At 68.7% G+C, this 17,143-nt stretch carries 17 protein-coding genes; 16 read left to right on the top strand and 1 reads right to left on the bottom strand.

What is annotated here, in order from left to right; all coding sequences use genetic code 11:
• The first annotated feature begins 3 nt into the window (after nt 1–3).
• The 16 genes from ASD59_RS05335 (at nt 4) to lpxB (ending at nt 16,014) form a co-directional block, all read left to right on the top strand.
• The gene (locus ASD59_RS05335; protein WP_055829317.1) at nt 4–753 is read left to right on the top strand and encodes a biotin--[acetyl-CoA-carboxylase] ligase; all 750 of its coding nucleotides are present in this window, start codon (nt 4–6) and stop codon (nt 751–753) included.
• Nucleotides 753–1,532, top strand: a complete 780-nt coding sequence (locus ASD59_RS05340; protein WP_055829320.1) for a type III pantothenate kinase — start codon at nt 753–755, stop codon at nt 1,530–1,532. Before ASD59_RS05335 ends, ASD59_RS05340 begins: the two co-directional genes overlap by 1 nt.
• Nucleotides 1,529–3,202, top strand: coding sequence for a ribonuclease J (locus tag ASD59_RS05345; protein WP_055829324.1), 1,674 nt, complete (start codon nt 1,529–1,531; stop codon nt 3,200–3,202). The genes ASD59_RS05340 and ASD59_RS05345 overlap by 4 nt, the downstream gene beginning before the upstream one ends.
• A 74-nt stretch (nt 3,203–3,276) precedes the next feature.
• A complete protein-coding gene (gene pyrH, locus ASD59_RS05350) occupies nt 3,277–4,017 on the top strand; it encodes a UMP kinase (RefSeq protein WP_055829327.1) in 741 nt (246 codons plus the stop codon).
• 35 nt (nt 4,018–4,052) lie between these two features.
• A complete protein-coding gene (frr, locus tag ASD59_RS05355) occupies nt 4,053–4,610 on the top strand; it encodes a ribosome recycling factor (protein ID WP_055829332.1) in 558 nt (185 codons plus the stop codon).
• Nucleotides 4,611–4,639: 29 nt separating this feature from the next.
• Nucleotides 4,640–5,404: a polyprenyl diphosphate synthase gene (gene uppS / locus ASD59_RS05360; RefSeq protein ID WP_055829335.1), complete on the top strand. Its 765-nt coding sequence runs from the start codon at nt 4,640–4,642 to the stop codon at nt 5,402–5,404.
• Complete coding sequence (locus tag ASD59_RS05365; RefSeq protein ID WP_055829338.1) at nt 5,404–6,219, top strand: phosphatidate cytidylyltransferase; 816 nt, start codon at nt 5,404–5,406, stop codon at nt 6,217–6,219. Before uppS ends, ASD59_RS05365 begins: the two co-directional genes overlap by 1 nt.
• On the top strand, nt 6,216–7,412 hold the full coding sequence (dxr, locus tag ASD59_RS05370) for a 1-deoxy-D-xylulose-5-phosphate reductoisomerase (protein ID WP_055829343.1): 1,197 nt from the start codon (nt 6,216–6,218) through the stop codon (nt 7,410–7,412). Before ASD59_RS05365 ends, dxr begins: the two co-directional genes overlap by 4 nt.
• A gap of 23 nt (nt 7,413–7,435) precedes the next feature.
• Nucleotides 7,436–8,650, top strand: a complete 1,215-nt coding sequence (locus ASD59_RS05375; protein WP_055829344.1) for a M50 family metallopeptidase — start codon at nt 7,436–7,438, stop codon at nt 8,648–8,650.
• 32 nt (nt 8,651–8,682) lie between these two features.
• Nucleotides 8,683–11,103 carry an outer membrane protein assembly factor BamA gene (bamA, locus tag ASD59_RS05380; protein ID WP_055829759.1) on the top strand — a complete coding sequence of 807 codons (2,421 nt, stop codon included), beginning with the start codon at nt 8,683–8,685 and terminating at the stop codon, nt 11,101–11,103.
• Nucleotides 11,104–11,135: 32 nt separating this feature from the next.
• A complete protein-coding gene (locus tag ASD59_RS05385; protein WP_055829347.1) occupies nt 11,136–11,717 on the top strand; it encodes an OmpH family outer membrane protein in 582 nt (193 codons plus the stop codon).
• A gap of 8 nt (nt 11,718–11,725) precedes the next feature.
• Entirely contained in the window at nt 11,726–12,730 is a 1,005-nt protein-coding gene (lpxD, locus tag ASD59_RS05390) for a UDP-3-O-(3-hydroxymyristoyl)glucosamine N-acyltransferase (RefSeq protein WP_055829350.1), read from the top strand.
• A 26-nt stretch (nt 12,731–12,756) separates the two neighbouring features.
• Nucleotides 12,757–13,224: a 3-hydroxyacyl-ACP dehydratase FabZ gene (fabZ, locus tag ASD59_RS05395; RefSeq protein ID WP_055829354.1), complete on the top strand. Its 468-nt coding sequence runs from the start codon at nt 12,757–12,759 to the stop codon at nt 13,222–13,224.
• Nucleotides 13,221–14,009: an acyl-ACP--UDP-N-acetylglucosamine O-acyltransferase gene (gene lpxA / locus ASD59_RS05400; RefSeq protein WP_055829356.1), complete on the top strand. Its 789-nt coding sequence runs from the start codon at nt 13,221–13,223 to the stop codon at nt 14,007–14,009. Before fabZ ends, lpxA begins: the two co-directional genes overlap by 4 nt.
• A complete protein-coding gene (gene lpxI, locus ASD59_RS05405) occupies nt 14,006–14,851 on the top strand; it encodes a UDP-2,3-diacylglucosamine diphosphatase (RefSeq protein ID WP_055829359.1) in 846 nt (281 codons plus the stop codon). Before lpxA ends, lpxI begins: the two co-directional genes overlap by 4 nt.
• The gene (gene lpxB, locus ASD59_RS05410) at nt 14,848–16,014 is read left to right on the top strand and encodes a lipid-A-disaccharide synthase (protein WP_055829362.1); all 1,167 of its coding nucleotides are present in this window, start codon (nt 14,848–14,850) and stop codon (nt 16,012–16,014) included. Before lpxI ends, lpxB begins: the two co-directional genes overlap by 4 nt.
• On the opposite strand, the gene ASD59_RS05415 is transcribed toward lpxB, so the two are convergent.
• Entirely contained in the window at nt 16,011–17,099 is a 1,089-nt protein-coding gene (locus ASD59_RS05415) for a winged helix-turn-helix domain-containing protein (RefSeq protein ID WP_055829365.1), read from the bottom strand. The two genes, lpxB and ASD59_RS05415, sit on opposite strands and share 4 nt — an antisense overlap.
• Nucleotides 17,100–17,143: the final 44 nt, after the last annotated feature.

The following is a 17,143-nucleotide window of genomic DNA, read 5'->3' on the forward strand; positions in this document are numbered from 1 at the left end:
GCCATGCCCGCCGCCCCGATCCTGCTGCTGGAAGAGACCGACTCCACCAATGCGGACGCCCGCCGCCGGGCCGAGGCCGGCGAGACCGGGCCGCTGTGGATCGTCGCCCGCCGCCAGACGGCCGGGCGCGGACGGCGCGGGCGCGAATGGGCCAGCGAGGGCGGCAATCTGTTCGCCACCCTGCTGCATGTGACGCGCAAGACCCCGGCCGAGGCGGCGCAGGTGACCTTCGTCGCCGCCCTGGCCATCGCCGACCTGCTGGACGCGTATGCGCCGCCGTCGCTGGTGACGATCAAATGGCCCAATGACGTGATGCTGGCCGGCGAGAAGGCCTCGGGTGTTCTGGTCGAATCCGGGGCGCACGAGAGCGGGGGCCTCTGGCTGGCGGTCGGGATCGGCGTCAATCTGGCGCATGCGCCTGACGGGACCGAGCGGCCGGCGACGGCCCTGGTCCAACATCTACGCGGCGACGTGCTGACGCCGCCGACGGTCGAGGCGGCCGCCGCGACGCTGGCCGAGGCGTTCGCGGTGTGGATGGAGCGGTGGGAGACGCTGGGCTTCCAGCCTATCCTCGACGCCTGGCAGGCGAGGACACCGGGGCTGGACGGGCCCGCCGTGGCGCGGCTGGGGCGCGAGACGGTCGAGGGCCGGGCCGAGGGCGTGGCGCCGGACGGGGCGCTGAAACTGAGACTGGCGGACGGGTCGCTGCGGCTGATCTCGGCGGGCGACGTCTTTTTCGGGGAGGCCGCGTAATGCTGCTGGCGATCGAACAGGGCAACACCAATACGCTGTTCGCGGTGCATGACGGGAACGAGTGGGTCGCCCAGTGGCGCACCGCGACGCACGCCAACCGCACGGCCGACGAATACGCGGTCTGGCTGAGCCAGCTGCTGGCCATGCGCGGCCTGTCGATCGGCCAGCTGGACGGCTGCATCATCTCCAGCGTGGTGCCGCAGTCGATCTTCAATCTGCGAAACCTGTCGCGGCGCTACCTGTCGGTCGAGCCGCTGGTCATCGGCGACAATGTCGAGCTCGGCATGACGGCGCGGATCACCAAGCCGAGCGAGGCGGGGGCCGACCGGCTGGTCAACGCCATCGGGGCCCATCTGATGTACCCGGGCGACCTGATCGTCATCGACAGCGGCACGGCCACCACCTTCGACGTGATCGCCGCCGACGGGGCCTTCGAGGGCGGGGTGATCGCGCCCGGCATCAACCTGTCGCTGCAGGCCCTGCACGAGGCCGCCGCAATGTTGCCCCGCATCGCCATCCAGAAGCCCGATCGCGTGATCGGCAAGGACACGGTCTCCAACATGCAATCGGGCGTCTTCTGGGGCTATGTCGCCCTGATCGAGGGCCTGGTCGCACGCATCAAGGCGGAGTGGGGGAAACCCATGACCGTCATCGGCACCGGCGGCGTCGCTTCGCTGTTCGAAGGGGCCACCACATCCATCGACCGGTTCGATCCGGACCTGACCATCCGCGGCCTTCTCGAAATCTGGCGGCGGAATACCCACTCTAAGGACGTATGAAAAAGCAAACCAACGACGAGTTCGTCTTCCTGCCCCTGGGCGGGTCGGGCGAAATCGGTATGAACCTGAACCTGTACGGCTACGGCCCCGAGGCGAACCGCGAGTGGATCGTGGTCGACGTGGGCGTGACCTTCGGCGACCTTTCGACGCCCGGCGTCGACGTGATCGTGCCCGATCCCGCCTTCCTGGAAGGCGAGACGATCCGCGGCATCGTCCTGACCCACGCCCATGAGGACCATATCGGCGCCTTGGGCTGGCTGTGGAGCCGGATGAAGGCGCCGCTGTACGCCACGCCTTTCACCGCCTACCTGATCCGCGAGAAACTGCGCGAGGCCGGGATCCTGGACCAGGTCCAGCTGATCGAGGTGCCGCTGGGCGGGACGGTCAACCTCGGCAAGTTCGACGTCACCTTCGTCACCATGACCCACTCGATCGCCGAGCCGAACGGCCTGGCCATCAAGACGCCGCTGGGCACGGTGCTGCACACCGGCGACTGGAAGATCGACGAGGACCCCGTCATCGGCGAGGTCACCGACGCCGGCGCCATCACCCGGCTCGGCGACGAGGGCGTGCTGGCCATGGTGTGCGATTCCACCAACGTCTTCGTGGACGGGACGGCGGGATCCGAGGGCATGGTCCGGGAAAAACTGTCCGAGCTGATCAGCGGGCTGAGGGGACGCATCGCGGTCGGCTGCTTCGCGTCGAACGTCGCCCGCATGGACAGCGTGATCCGCGCCGCCGAGAAGGCCGGCCGCCGCGTGTCGCTGGCGGGTCGGTCGATGCACCGCATCACCGCCGCGGCGAAGCATGTCGGGATGCTGAACGACATCAAGCCCTTCCTCTCCGAGCAGGAAGCCCGTGTCTGGCCAGCGGACGATATTCTGTATCTCTGCACCGGCAGTCAGGGCGAGGTCCGCGCCGCCCTGTCCCGCGTCGCCGAGGGCACGCACCCCTACATCAAGCTGAGCAAGGGCGATCACTGCATCTTTTCGTCGCGGGTCATCCCCGGCAACGAGCTGTCGGTCGGTCGTCTGCAGGACAAGCTCGCGGATCGCGGCGTGCGGCTCTACACCGAGAAGGACCACCCGGGCATCCACGTCTCCGGCCACCCCTGCCGGGAGGAGCTGAAACAGATGTACCAATGGGCGCGGCCGAAGATCGCGGTCCCGACCCACGGCATGCGCCGCCATCTGGCCGAGCATGCGAACCTTGCGAAGGACATGGGCGTGCCGGAGACGGTCACCCCTCGCAACGGCGACATGGTTCGCCTGGCCCCCGGGCCCGCGGCCATCATCGACGAGGTCCCGAGCGGCCGGCTGTATGTCGACGGCGGCCGCCTGGTCACCGAACAGGGCGAGGCCCTGCACGAGCGGCGTCACGCCTCGACCAACGGCGTGCTGATCGTCAGCTTCGCCATGGACAAGCGCGGCAAGATCGTCAGCGACATCGATGTGCGGGCCATCGGCCTGCCGGGCGACGCCGAATCGCCGCTGGGCGATGCCCTCGACGATCTGGCCGAACGCGCCGAACAGGCGGTGATGAAGCTGAAGGGCGCGGCGCTCGAGGACGAGATGGTCATCGAACAGGCCGTCTCGCGGGCGCTGAAGAAGGCCAGCCAGCAGATCTGGGACCGGCGGCCGATCGTCGAGACGATCATTCTGCGGATGTAATCGGGGCAGTCAGGCCTTTGAACCGGCGGGTTCGCTTCCTATAAGGAGCCGAATCCGCCGCCCAGGACCGCCCCATGCCCGACGCCCCGCCCGAGTTTCTCTACAAGCGCGTCCTGCTGAAGGTCTCGGGCGAGGTGCTGATGGGCGATCAGGCCTATGGCATCGACCAGAAAACCGTGGCGACCGTGGCCCAGGCCGTGGCCGACGTGGCCCGCGAGGGCGTCGAGATCTGCCTCGTCATCGGCGGCGGCAACATCTTCCGCGGACTGAGCAAGGCCGCGGGCGACATGGAGCGCGCCACCGCCGACTATATGGGCATGCTGGCGACCGTCATGAACGCCCTGGCCATGCAGGCGGCGCTGGAGAAGATCGGCGTCCAGACCCGGGTGCAGAGCGCCCTGACGATGAACGCCGTGGCCGAGCCCTATGTGCGCCGTCGCGCCCTGCGCCATCTCGAAAAGGGCAGGGTGGTGATCTTCGCCGCCGGCGTCGGCGCGCCCTTCTTCACGACCGACTCGGGCGCCGCCCTGCGCGCCGCCGAGATGGGCTGCGACGCCCTGCTGAAGGGCACCAGCGTGGACGGAGTCTACACGGCCGACCCCAAGAAGGACCCGGCCGCGACGCGGTACGAGACCCTGACCTATCACGATGTCCTGGCCAAGGACCTGAAGGTCATGGACGCCTCGGCCATCGCCCTGATGCGTGACTCCGGCATTCCGATCGTGGTCTTCTCTATCCGGGAAGACAATTCGCTGCGCCGGACGTTGACGGGGGAGGGGACCTTTACGGTCATCTCTTCCAAAAAGGCCGCCTGAGCCTTCAAAGCCAAGAAAACGCGAGAGAAACGACCATGGCCAAGCCTGACCTGAAAACCTATCGCGAGCGGATGGACAAGTCCGTCGCCGCCCTGAAGGAAGAGTTCAACGGCCTGCGGACCGGCCGGGCCAACGTCGGCCTGCTGGATCCCGTGCAGGTGCAGGCCTACGGCTCCAACGCCCCGTTGAATTCGGTCGCCGCCATCAGCGTGCCCGAGCCGCGCATGATCTCGGTCAACGTCTGGGACAAGTCGATGGTGGGGCCGGTCGAGAAGGCCATCCGCGCCGCCGGCCTGGGCCTGAACCCGATCGTCGACGGCCAGACGCTGCGCATTCCGGTGCCGCCGCTGACCGAGGAACGCCGCAAGGACCTGGCCAAGCTGGCCGGCAAATACACCGAGCAGCAGAAGATCGCCGTCCGCAACGTGCGCCGCGACGCCAACGAGGACCTGAAGAAGGCCGAAAAGGCCGGCGAGATCAGCCAGGACGAGCAGAAGAAGATGGAGACCGAGGTCCAGAAGGACACGGACGCGGCGATCAAACGCATCGACGAGGCCTTGAGGGCCAAGGAAGTTGAGATCATGCAGGTTTGACGGCGCGAATTGCCGTAGGATAAGCGCCGATGCCCGCCAACCTTCCTCATCCCGCCGCGCCGACTGACGGGCCGCGCCACGTCGCCCTGATCATGGACGGCAACGGCCGCTGGGCCGAAGCGCGTGGCCTGCCGCGCGCCATGGGGCATCGCGAAGGCGTGCAGGCGCTGAAGCGCACCGTTCAGGCCGCGCCGGCGCTCGGCATCACCTGCCTGACGGTGTTCGGCTTCTCGACCGAGAACTGGCGCCGACCCGCGGAGGAGGTCTCCGACCTGATGGGACTGGTCCGGTCCTACGTCGCCAGCGACCTGAAGCGGCTGGAGCGCGAAGGCGTGAAGGTGCGGGTGCTGGGGCGGCGCACCGGCCTGCCCGCCGATATCGCCGCCATCATCGACCGGGCCGAGGCGACCACGGCCCACAACGACAAATTCATCCTGCAGGTCGCCTTCAACTACGGCGGCCGGGCCGACATCGTCGATGCGGCCCAGCGCCATATCGATCTGGTGATGGCCGGCAAGGCCAGGGGACCGCTGGATGAGGACGCGCTGGGTCAGGGTCTTTCGACCGCCGGCGCGCCGCCGGTCGATGTGATCGTGCGCACCTCGGGCGAGCAGCGGCTGTCGAACTTCCTGCTGTGGGAAGCCGCCTACGCCGAGCTGGTCTATCAGAACGTGCTCTGGCCCGACTACGGCCCCGACGCCCTGGCGGACGTGGTCGAACAATACCGTAACCGGGACCGGCGTTTCGGCGGACGCGCGACGTCGAGCCCGGCGCCCGCCCTCGCGGCCGGCTGATGGCGGTCAAGGCGGGCGACATTGGCCTGAGGGCCGCATCGGCCGTCGTGTTGGCCCCTGCCGCCGTTCTGGCCATCTGGGCCGGCGGCCTGTGGTTCCTGGGCCTGATGCTGCTGGCCTGCGCCCTGCTGGCGGTCGAATGGGCGACGATGAGCGCCGCGAAGGCGTGGCGGGTCATGGCCGGGGCGGTGGCCTTCGGTCTGGTCGCCGGCGTCGTGGCGGCCCACGCCGAGCAACTGTCTCTCGCCCTGGTGATGCTGGTCTTCGGGTCCGTGGCTGCGGGCCTGTTCGCGCGCAACCGCGGGCAGGAGGCTCTGGATGCGGCCTATGGGGTGCTCTACCTCGGCTGGCCTGCGGTGCTGCTGATATGGCTGAGGGATGTCGACAGTCAGTCGGGGCTGGCCTGGACGGTCTCCGCCTTCGCCATCGCCTGGGCCTCGGACATCATGGCCTATCTGGTCGGCAGCCTGGTCGGCGGGCCCAAGCTGTGGCCGCGCTTCTCGCCCAACAAGACCTGGTCCGGCTTCATCGGCGGTCTGGTCGCAGGGACGGCCGCGGGCGCGCTGCTGGCCATGTATCTCGACATGGGCGTCAATCCGGCCTGGGGCGCGGTGCTGGGACTGGCGGCGGCGCTGGCGACCATGGCCGGCGACCTGTGGGAATCGGCCCTGAAGCGACGCTATGGCGTCAAGGACGCGGGCAAGCTGATCCCGGGCCACGGCGGCCTGCTGGACCGGGTCGACGGCCTGATGTTCGCGGTCGTGGTGGTGGCCTGCGGGCGGCTGCTGGCCGGCGTGTTCGGAGGGGGCGCGTGATCCGGCGGCGCGTCACGGTTCTGGGCTCGACCGGATCGGTCGGCTGTTCGACCCTGGACCTGATGCACCAGATCCAGGCGGCCGGTACGGGCGCCTTCGAGGTCGTCGCCCTGACGGGGGGAGCCAATATCGCCCGGCTGGCGGAACAGGCCCGTCGCTGGAAGCCCGGCATCGCGGTGACGGCGGACCCGTCCCGGCTGCAGGAGCTGCGCGACGCCCTGGCCGGAACGGGCGTCGAAGCCGCGGCCGGCGACGAAGCCGTCATCGAGGTTGCGACCCGGCCGGCGGACTGGATCATGGCGGCCATCGTCGGCGCCGCCGGCCTGCGTTCGGCCTGGGCGGCGGCCGCGACAGGGGCGACTCTGGCGCTGGCGAACAAGGAAAGCCTGGTCTGCTGCGGCCCGGCGCTGATCCAGCGGGTGCGGCAGTCCGGCGGGCGGCTGATCCCGGTGGATTCGGAGCATTCGGCCATCCACCAGGTCTTCCCGCATGAGGCGCCGGAGCGGGTGGCGAAGCTGGTGCTGACGGCGTCCGGCGGACCGTTCCGCACCATGCCGCGCGAAACCCTGGGCGCCATCACGCCGGAACAGGCCGTCGCCCATCCCAACTGGAGCATGGGGGCCAAGATCTCGGTCGACAGCGCGACGATGGCCAACAAGGGGCTGGAGGCGATCGAGGCGGCCTATCTGTTCGACATGCCGGCCGAGCGGATCGAGGTGGTGGTGCATCCCGAGTCCATCATCCACAGCATGGTCGAATACGTGGACGGCTCGACCCTGGCGCAGATGGGGCCGCCGGACATGAAGACGCCGATCGCCTACGCCCTGGCCTGGCCGGACCGCGTCGCCTGGCCGGCGCCGCGACTGGACCTGGCCGCGCTGGGCCGGCTGACCTTCCAGGCGCCCGACGAGGAGCGGTTCCCGGCCCTCAGGCTGGCCCGGCAGGCGCTGCAGGCGGGAGGGGCGGCCCCGACCGTGTTCAACGCCGCCAACGAGGTCGCGGCCCTGGCGTTTCTTGACCGTCGGCTGGGCTTTCTCAATATTGCCGCAGTCGTCGCCGACACCTTGTCGCGCGTGACGGCCCAGCGGGCGGTTTCCTGTTCCGACGATGCGTGCGACGCGGCCCTCGAGGTTGATGCGCAGGCGCGGCGGACGGCGGAATCGATCATCCAGGGCATCGCGGCGGCAGCCTGACGGCGGAGGGGACCCTTATCGGCATGACGGGCTTTCTTGGTCAGGCATTGCTCTACATCGTACCCTTCCTGCTGGTGCTGACGTTCATCGTCACCATCCACGAGCTGGGCCATTTCCTCGTCGCGCGCGCCTTCGGCGTGAAGATCGACCGTTTCTCCATCGGCTTCGGCAGGACCATCGCCGCCCGGACCGACCGGCGCGGAACCGAATGGCGGCTGGCCTGGCTGCCGCTGGGCGGATACGTGAAATTCGCCGGCGATCTGGACGCCTCGAGCGTGCCCGACCAGGCCGGCCTGGCGGAACTGCGCCAGCGCGTCGTCGCCGAGAACGGAGCGGGGGCCGAACGCGACTATTTCCATTTCAAGCCGATCTGGCAGCGTGCCCTGATCGTCGCCGCGGGCCCGGCCGCCAACTTCCTGCTGGCCACCGTGCTTTTCACCATCCTGTTCAGCGTCATCGGCGAACAGATCGTCGCGCCCCGCGTGGCCGTGGTTGCGCCGGGCAGTCCGGCCGCCGCCGCGGGCTTCCTGCCCGGGGACCGGATCACGGCCATCAACGGCCGTCCGGTCGAGGAACAGGCCGAGGTCACGCAGACGGTGATCATGAGCGCCGGCGACCCCCTGCGGTTCAGCGTGGATCGCGCCGGCCGGCGGCTGGAGCTGGTGGCGACGCCGCAGCGACAGCTCGAGAACGACGAACTGTCGGGGCGGGTGCGCGTCGCGCGCATCGGCCTGGCGCTTCAGCCCCTGCGAGAGGACTACCGGTTTCGCCGCCTGAACCCGCTGGAAGCGGCCGGGAAGGGCGCGGAGATGATCGGGACGACGGTCGGGACGACCGGCACCTACATCGGCCGCATCTTCACGGGCAAGGAATCGGGCGATCTGCTGAGCGGGCCCATCGGAATCGCCCGGGCCGCCGGCGGCGTCACCCGTCAGGCTGTGGCTGCGAATCCCGACCCCGGCTATATCGCGGCGAACCTGGCGCTGACGTTTCTTCAGTTCGCCGCCATAGTTTCGATCGGAATTGGCATTGTTAATCTGCTGCCGATTCCGGTTCTGGATGGGGGCCACCTGCTGTTCTACGGCTATGAAGCTGTGGCCCGCCGGCCAGTCCCCGCCCGCGTTCAGGAGGCTGGCTATCGCGTCGGCCTTGCTTTGCTGGCGGGATTGATGTTGTTCGCCACCTGGAACGACTTGCAAAAGCTGAGCCTGTTCAAATTCCTCGGCGGGCTCGCATGACGAGCCGACGCCAGCCCCCGATGGTCCCCCGCATGATCCGACAAGACGCGTCCGCCCTTCACTTCGCCCGGCGCCTGAGCCCGAGCTTGCTGGCCCTTGCGGTCGCGGCCGGTCTGGCCGGGCCGGCCCTGGCCCAGACGGCCCCGGCTATCCAGCCCGGCGCGCCGATCGAAGCCGCGTCGGCGCCCCAGGCCGCGCCGGTCCAGGAAGAGCGGCTTGTGATCAACCGGATCCTGGTGCGCGGCAACCAGCGCATCGACCAGACGACGGTCCTGTCCTACCTGCCGATCCAGCCCGGCGACACGGTCGACGCCTCGGTGCTGGACGTCGCCGTCCGCACCCTGACCCGGACCCAGCTGTTCGCCGATGTCCAGCTGGGCGTCTCGAACGGCGACCTGATCGTCCAGATCGTCGAGAACCCCATCATCAACCAGGTGGTGTTCGAGGGAAACAGCGCGCTCAGCGAGGACAAGCTCACCGAGGAGGTCACCCTGAAGCCGCGCGGCATCTACACCCGCGCCCGCGTCCAGGAGGATGTCGGCAAGATCGTCGAGCTCTACCGCCTCTCAGGCCGGATTTCGGCGACGGTGACGCCCAAGCTGGTCCAGCTGGACCAGAACCGGGTCGACGTGGTGTTCGAGATCGACGAGGGCCCGGAAACCGGCGTTCGCGCGATCACCTTCCTTGGCAACACCGCCTTCTCGGACAATGACCTGCGCGGCGTGATGGTGACCCAGCAGTCGGCCTGGTACCGCCTGTTCACCACCAATGACAATTACGACCCCAACCGCCTCGACTACGACCGGGAGCAGCTGCGAAAATTCTACACCAACCGCGGTTACTACGATTTCCGCGTCCTGTCGGCGATTTCGGAACTGGCGCCCGACGACGGCGCCTTCGGCATCACCCTGACGGTGGACGAGGGCGACCGGTATAATTTCGGCACGGTCGACGTGGTCACCGAGAACGACCGGCTGAATCCGGACTTCCTCAAGATGCTGCTGCCGATCCGGACCGGCGACCTCTACGAGAGCGACAAGATCGAAACGGCGGTCGACGCCCTGACCTTCGCCGCCGGATCCGCGGGCTACGCCTTCGTCGAGATCGAGCCCACCTACAAGGCCAATCCGGAGACGGACACGGTCGATGTCACCTTCAACGTCAAGGAAGGCCAGCGGGTCTACGTCGACCGGATCAACGTGATCGGCAACACCCGCACCCTGGACAACGTCATCCGCCGCGAGATGATGCTGACCGAGGGCGACGCCTTCAACCGCACGCTTCAGGAGCGCTCGCGCAACAATCTGCGGGCCCTGGGCTTCTTCAAGGACGTCACGGTCGAGGAGGCGCGCGGTTCGGCGCCGGACCGCTCGGTCATCAACGTCACCGTCACGGAACAGCCGACGGGCGAACTTTCGGTCGGCGCGGGCTTCAGCTCAGTCGACTCCTTCGTGGTCAACCTCGGCATCACCGAGCGGAACTTCCGCGGTCGCGGCCAGAACGTCGTGGCCCGCCTGGAATGGGGCTCGTTGCGCCAGCAGATCGACTTCCGCTTCACCGAGCCGAAATTCCTCGGCCGCGACCTTCGCGCCGGTTTCGACGCCTTCCATTCGCGCTACGACCTCAGCGAATATTCGTCGTATGACTACCGCTCGACGGGCGGAGGCGTGCGTCTGTCGTATCCGTTGAACGGCTACACGCTGCTGAGCACCCGCTACTTCCTCAAGAGCGACGAGATCATCGTCCCGCAGGGCTACTGCACGCCCGGCGGGTCCGGTTCGACGGCGCTCTGCGACCAGGTCGGTTCGTTCCTCAACTCGTCGGCGGGCTACACCCTGATCGTCGACCGCCGGAACGACCCCGTCCGGCCGACGCGCGGCTGGACCGGGTCCTTCCGCCAGGACTTCGCCGGCATCGGCGGGGACGTGAACTACATCAAGACCGAGGGCGACGTTTCGGCCTATTGGGGCATCACCCCCGAATGGGTGGTCACCGCTACCGCATCGACCGGCTATATCGCGGGCTGGGGCGGCGATCCGATCCGCATCAACGACCGCTTCTTCAAGGGCGGCAACAGCTTCCGCGGCTTCGAGACCGCCGGCCTGGGTCCCCGCGACCTCAACACCACTGACGCCCTGGGCGGCAATTTCTACGCGATCGGCACGCTCGAGCTGACGGTCCCGAACTTCCTGCCCGAGCAATACGGCATCCGCACCTCGCTGTTCACCGATGTGGGCACATTGGGAGTCCTGGACGACCGCTATACGGTGAATTCGCTGGGCAATCCGGATCCCGGCATCGTTGATGACCTTGAGCTGCGCGCCTCCGCCGGCGTCAGCATCCACTGGCGCTCGCCCATGGGCCCGATCCGCTTCGACCTGAGCCACATCCTCGGCAAGGAAGAATACGACAAGACAGAAACGTTCCGCTTCTCGACATCCACCCAGTTCTAATTGCGGGACACGGTTCCGCTCAAAGGTCCAAGATGAAATTGTTCGCTCTCGGCGCTTTCGCGCTCGCTTCGCTGGCCGCCGGTTCGGCCGCCGCCCAGGCCCAGGCTCCGGCCAACCCCGGCCCGGCGATTGCCGGCGTCTGCATCTTCCACAACGACCGCTTGCTGGCCCAGTCCACCGCCGGCCAGTCGGTCCAGGCCGGCATGCAGCGTCTGGTCACGGAAGTGCAGGGCGAGCTCCAGCCCTACGCCGCCACGATCCAGACCGAGGCCCAGCAGCTGCAGCAGGGCGGCGCCGCCGCCGATCCGCAGGGCACGCGCCGTCAGGCGCTGCAGCAACGCGCCCAGGAGGCCCAGCAGCTGGAGCAGACCCGCCAGCAGGAGCTGCAGTACACCCAGCAGCTTCAGATCCGCGCCATCGCCCAGGCCGCCGATCCGATCCTGGTCGCCGTCTACCAGGAGCGTGGCTGCGGCCTGCTGCTGGACCGCTCGGCCGTCTATATCGCCAACCCGGCGATGGACATCACTGACGTGGTCATCCAGCGCCTGAACACCGCCCTGCCGTCGCTGAGCTTCAACCGCACCCCGGTGCCGGTGCAAGCGCCGCAGCAGTAAGCTTTTCCATGCCCGATCCGCGCTTTTTCGACAGCCTGCCGGCGCTCAGCGTCGCCGAGCTGGCCGGGCGGATCGGGGGCGAAGTGCACAGAGGCGGAGACCGTCAGGTCTCCGCCGTCGCGCCCCTGGCGTCTGCGGGGCTGACCGACGTCGCCTTCCTCGGCGACCGAAAATTCCAGGCAGCTCTGGCCGAAACCCGCGCCGGCTGCGTGATCGTGCCCCCCGGCGCGGTCGAGTTCGCGCCGGCGGGCGCGGCGGTGATCGTCTCCGGCGAGGCCCCGGCCGCCTGGGCGCGGGCCTCGGTCCTGCTTCACCGGCCGATTCCGCTGGACGTGGCGGTCAAGCGCGATGAGGCCGTCGAGGACGGGTCCGTCGTCCTCGAACCGGGCGTGGTCCTGGGCGCGGGCGTTCGTATCGGAAGTGGAACGCGTATCGGCGCCAACACCGTCGTCGGGCCCGGCGTGCAGATCGGGCGCGACTGCCAGATCGGCTCGAACGTCACGGTCGGATTTGCCCTGATCGGGGACCGGGTGAAAATCTATTCCGGCGCGCGGATTGGCGAACAGGGATTCGGCGCGACGGGATCGCGGGCGGGCCCGGTCGATATTCCGCAGCTGGGACGCGTTATCCTGCAGGACGGGGTCACCGTCGGCGCCAACTCCTGCATCGACCGCGGGGCCTATGACGATACGGTCATCGGCGAGAACACCAAGATCGATAATCTGGTCATGATCGCCCACAACTGCATCATCGGCCGCAACTGCCTGATGGCGGCCAACACCGGCATCTCGGGTTCGGTGATCGTGGGCGACAACGTCATCTTCGGGGGCAAGGCGGGGATCGGCGACCATATACGGATCGGCGAAGGCGCCCGCGTCGCGGCCGGCGCCGGGGTGCTGGCCGACATTCCCGCCGGCGAGACCTGGTCGGGCTATCCGGCCAAACCTCTGCGTCAGTTCTTGCGCGAAACGATCTGGCTCGCCAAACAGGCGTCCGGAAAGGCGCGTTCGTAAGCGTCGTCGGCGAGGAAGGCCGCAGGATGAGCGACGAAGGCAAGATCGACTACGCCGAGGTGATGCGGCGCCTGCCTCACCGGTACCCCTTCCTGCTGATCGACAAGGCCGAGGACTTCGTGCCGAACACCTCGATCACCGGCATCAAGAACGTCACCCACAACGAGCCCTATTTCCCGGGCCATTTCCCCATCGACCCGGTCATGCCCGGGGTGATGATCGTAGAGGCCATGGCCCAGACGGGGGCCCTGCTGATGTCCAAGTCGATGGACGTGACGGTCGAGGGCAAGGTGATCATGTTCATGTCGATCGACGGGGTCCGCTTCCGCAAGCCGGCCCGGCCCGGCGACCAGCTGAGGATGAAGGTGGTGGTGACCAAGATCCGCGGCGACATCTTCAAATTCCGCGGCGAGACCTTCATCGACGGCAAGCTGGCGTCCGAGGCCGACTTCGCCGCCATGATGGTCACCGTCGACAAGCCGGTGAACGCGTGAGCCGCATCCACGCCACGGCGGTCGTCGACGCCGGCGCGCGGATCGCCGATGGCGTCGAGGTCGGCCCCTGGTGCATCGTCGGCCCGGGCGTGGTGCTGGAGACCGACGTGCGGCTGGTCAGCCATGCTGTGGTGCAGCAAGACACGACCGTCGGCGCTCGAACGATCATCCATCCGTTCTCCGTGATCGGCGGAGACCCGCAGCACGGCGGCTACAAGGGCGAACCGGTTCGGCTCGAGATCGGGGCGGACTGCCTGATCCGGGAACACAGCACTTTCAACCGCGGCACGCCCGTCGGCGGCGGGCTGACCCGCATCGGCAAGGGTTGCCTGTTCATGACCGGGTCCCACGTCGGCCATGACGCCATTGTCGGGGACCATGTCACCTTCGCCAACCACGCCACCCTGGGCGGCCATACGGAGATCGGCGACCGGGTCTTCCTGGGCGGTCTGGCGGCGGTCCACCAGTTCGGGCGGGTCGGGCAAGGGGCCATCATCGGCGGACTTGCGGCGGTGACGAGAGACGTCATTCCGTATGGTTCGGCCTGGGGCAACCACGCCCGCCTGCACGGGCTGAACCTGATCGGTCTGAAGCGGAAGGGGTACGACAAGACGGCGATCCGCCGCCTGCTGGCCGCCTATCGCGACCTGTTCGAGGGCGGCGGGACCTTCGCCGGGCGGCTGGATGCGGTCGAAGGCGCCTATGCCGACCTGCCCGAGATCATGGAGATCACGGCCTTCATCCGCGCGGCCGGCAAACGGCCCCTGTGCCTGCCGGGCGAATGAGCGGTCCCGGCGGCAAGCTGGGTCTGATCGCCGGCGGCGGCGCCCTGCCCATATCGGTGGCGGCGCGGTGCGAGGCCGAGGGCCGGCCAGTGTTCGTGGTGCGGCTGACGGGTTTCGCCGATCCGCATCTGGCGCGCTATCCCGGCATAGAGGCCGGCATGGCCGAGATCGGCAAGGTGTTGTCGGCGCTGAAGAAGGCGGGCTGCGCGGCGGTGACCTTCGCCGGAACGGTCAACCGGCCGGATTTCAAGAGCCTGAAACCCGACTTCAAGGGCGCGACCCTGCTGCCGGGCATCGTGGCGGCGGCCAGCAAGGGCGACGACGCCCTGCTGCGCAAGATTCTGTCGGTGTTCGAGAACGAGGGTTACGCCATCGAAGGCGCCGACGACATTCTGGGCGGAGAAACCTTGCCCACCGGCGCCCTGGGCGCGATCGAGCCGTCGCCCGGACAGCTTTCCGATCTCAGGAAAGCGCTTCATATAGCGGAAAAGGCAGGCGAACTTGATATCGGTCAGGGCGCCGTCGTCTGCGACGGCCTGGTTCTGGCGGTCGAGGCGCAGGAGGGCACGGACGCCATGCTGGCCCGGGTCGCCGCCCTGCCGGCGGATTTGCGGGGCTCGGTCGCCGGCCGCAAGGGCGCGCTGGGCAAGGCGCCCAAACCGATCCAGGACCTGCGCGTCGACATGCCGGTGATGGGCGCGCGCACCGTCGAAATGGCCGCCGCGGCGGGCCTGGCGGGCGTCGGCGGCATCGCCGGCAAGCTGATCCTGATCGATCACCCCGCCATCGTCGAGGCCGCCGACCGGCTCGGTCTGTTCGTATGGGGAGAGCCGGGCCGATGAGCCGGCCGCTGAAGATCATGCTGGTTGCGGCTGAGGCCTCGGGCGACGCCCTGGGCGCCGGCCTGGCCGAGGCGCTGAAGGCGCGGCTGGGGCCGGACGTGGTCTTTGTCGGTGTCGGCGGCCCCCGGATGGCGGAGCAGGGTGTGCGAAGCCCCTTCGACATCGCCGAACTGTCCATTCTCGGCTGGCTTGAGGGGCTCAAGGCCTATGGCCTCGTCAGGCGACGCGTGACCGACACCGTCGCCCTCGCCGTCGCTGAAAAGCCTGACGCCGTGGTCCTGATCGACAGCTGGGGCTTCACCATCCGCGTCGCCCGCGCGCTGAGGAGGGCGCTGCGAGGCGTGCCGCTGATCAAATATGTCGGGCCCCAGGTCTGGGCCTCACGACCGGCGCGGGCGAAGACCCTGGCGGCCTCCGTCGATCACCTCCTGGCGCTCTACGCCTTCGACGCGCCGTGGTTCGAGCGCGAGGGGCTGCCGACGACTGTGGTGGGCTCACAGGCCCTGCATGTGGACTTCAGCGGCGCGGATCCGGCGGCCTTCCGGGCGTCGCGCGGCATCGCCGCCGACGCCGGCCTGTTGCTGGTGCTGCCCGGCAGCCGGCCTTCGGAGATCCGGTTGATGACGCCCGTCTTTGAGGCGGCCGTGGCCAGACTGAAGGCGGCCGACCCCGCGCTGGAGGTGGCCGTGGTCGCCGCGGGCACCGTCGCCGACGATGTCGCGGGACGGGTGGCGGGCTGGCCCTTCCGGGCGCATCTGGTGCCCGAGAGCGAGAAATACGCCGCCATGCGCGCCGCCACGGTCGCCCTCGCCACCAGCGGCACGGTGTCGACCGAACTGGCCCTGGCCGGCGCGCCCATGGTGATCAGCTACCGGTTTCAGCCGCTCAGCTATGCGATCATGAAGCCGTTCTTCACCGGCAAGTACGCGACCCTGTTCAACCATGCCGCCGGCGCCGAGATCGCGCCCGAACTGATCCAGAACGACGCCACGCCGGAAAAGCTGGCGGCGGCGGTCGGACGGCTGCTGGCGGATCCGGAGGCGCGCCGGGCGCAGGCGGCCGGGCAGACGGCGGCGCTGGACCTGATGGGACGGGAAGGCCGCGATCCGTCCGAGATCGCCGCCGACGCCGTGCTGCGCGTCATCGCGAGCAGGGCGGCCTAGCCGCCCTGGCGACGCCGGGCCAGCCGTATGGCGGCCGCCACGCAGGCCCCGAACAGGGCGCCTTCCAGACCGCCGGTGATGATCTGGCTGACCGGACCGAAACTGCTTTCGCCGAACAGGGCGCCTATCCGTTCAATCCCGAGGCGTGAATCAGGAAAGCCGTTGGCGAGTTGCTGAAGGCTGCCGCCCATGAGCCGGCCGCCGAGCATGGGGATCACCGCCCCGGCCGCTCCGCCCGCCAGACCTGCGACGGCGACGGCGTGGGAGGGCGACGAAGGCCCCCCGATCCGGAGGCCCAGCCAGACGCCGAAACCGATCGCGCCGCCGAGCAGGGCGCCCTCGGTGGCCCCGGTGATCTCGCCCGGGCTTTGGCCGAACAGCAGACTGAAGGCGTCGATGCCGATCAGCTTGACCACGGCGCCGGTCATCATCCCGCCGACGGCGCCGCCGAGCGTGCTCCCCAGCCAGGGTCGGCCGGTGGACATCGCCCCGCCTGCGATTCCGAGGCCTACGCCGCCGCCGCCCAGAAGGCCGACCACGGCCGTCAGGCAGACCAGCACAAGAATTATCGAGACCGCCCCCATGCCGGACTGCAGGGGCTGGGCGGCGACGATCAAGCCGTAGAACAGGCCGCCAAGGACCCCCGCGGCTCCGCCTCCGATCATTCCAGGTCCGGCGAACCGGACGACGTTCGACCAGGGCGAGAGGCCGGGAGCCTCCCGGCGCGATGGAGGAGCAAGATCCGCTTCGCCGCCGGGTTCCGGATCGATCCGCGTGACCGGCGCGATGAAGCGGTAGCCGTGCTTGGGCACGGTCTCGATGAATCGCGGATTGGCCGCGTCATCGCCCAGCTGCCTGCGGATGGTCCGGACGCATTGGGTCAGGGCTTCGTCGGTGACGGGCACGCCGCGCCAGACCTCGTCGAGGAAGCGATCCTTGGAAACCAGCCGGCCGTCCTCGCGCACCAGCATCGCCAGGGCGTCGAGATAGCGGGCGTTCAGTTCCACCGGCACGTGGTCCCGCGTCAGCAGCCTGTCGCCGGTGTCGAGCTGGAAGCGTTCGAAGCGAAAGCGGCCGTGCGCCATGTGTTCAGAAAGACCCCGGGTGTCGCCCAGCGTCCCCCATCAAC

It is taken from the genome of Brevundimonas sp. Root608 (genome assembly GCF_001427825.1).
In the GTDB taxonomy this organism is placed as follows: Bacteria; Pseudomonadota; Alphaproteobacteria; order Caulobacterales; family Caulobacteraceae; genus Brevundimonas.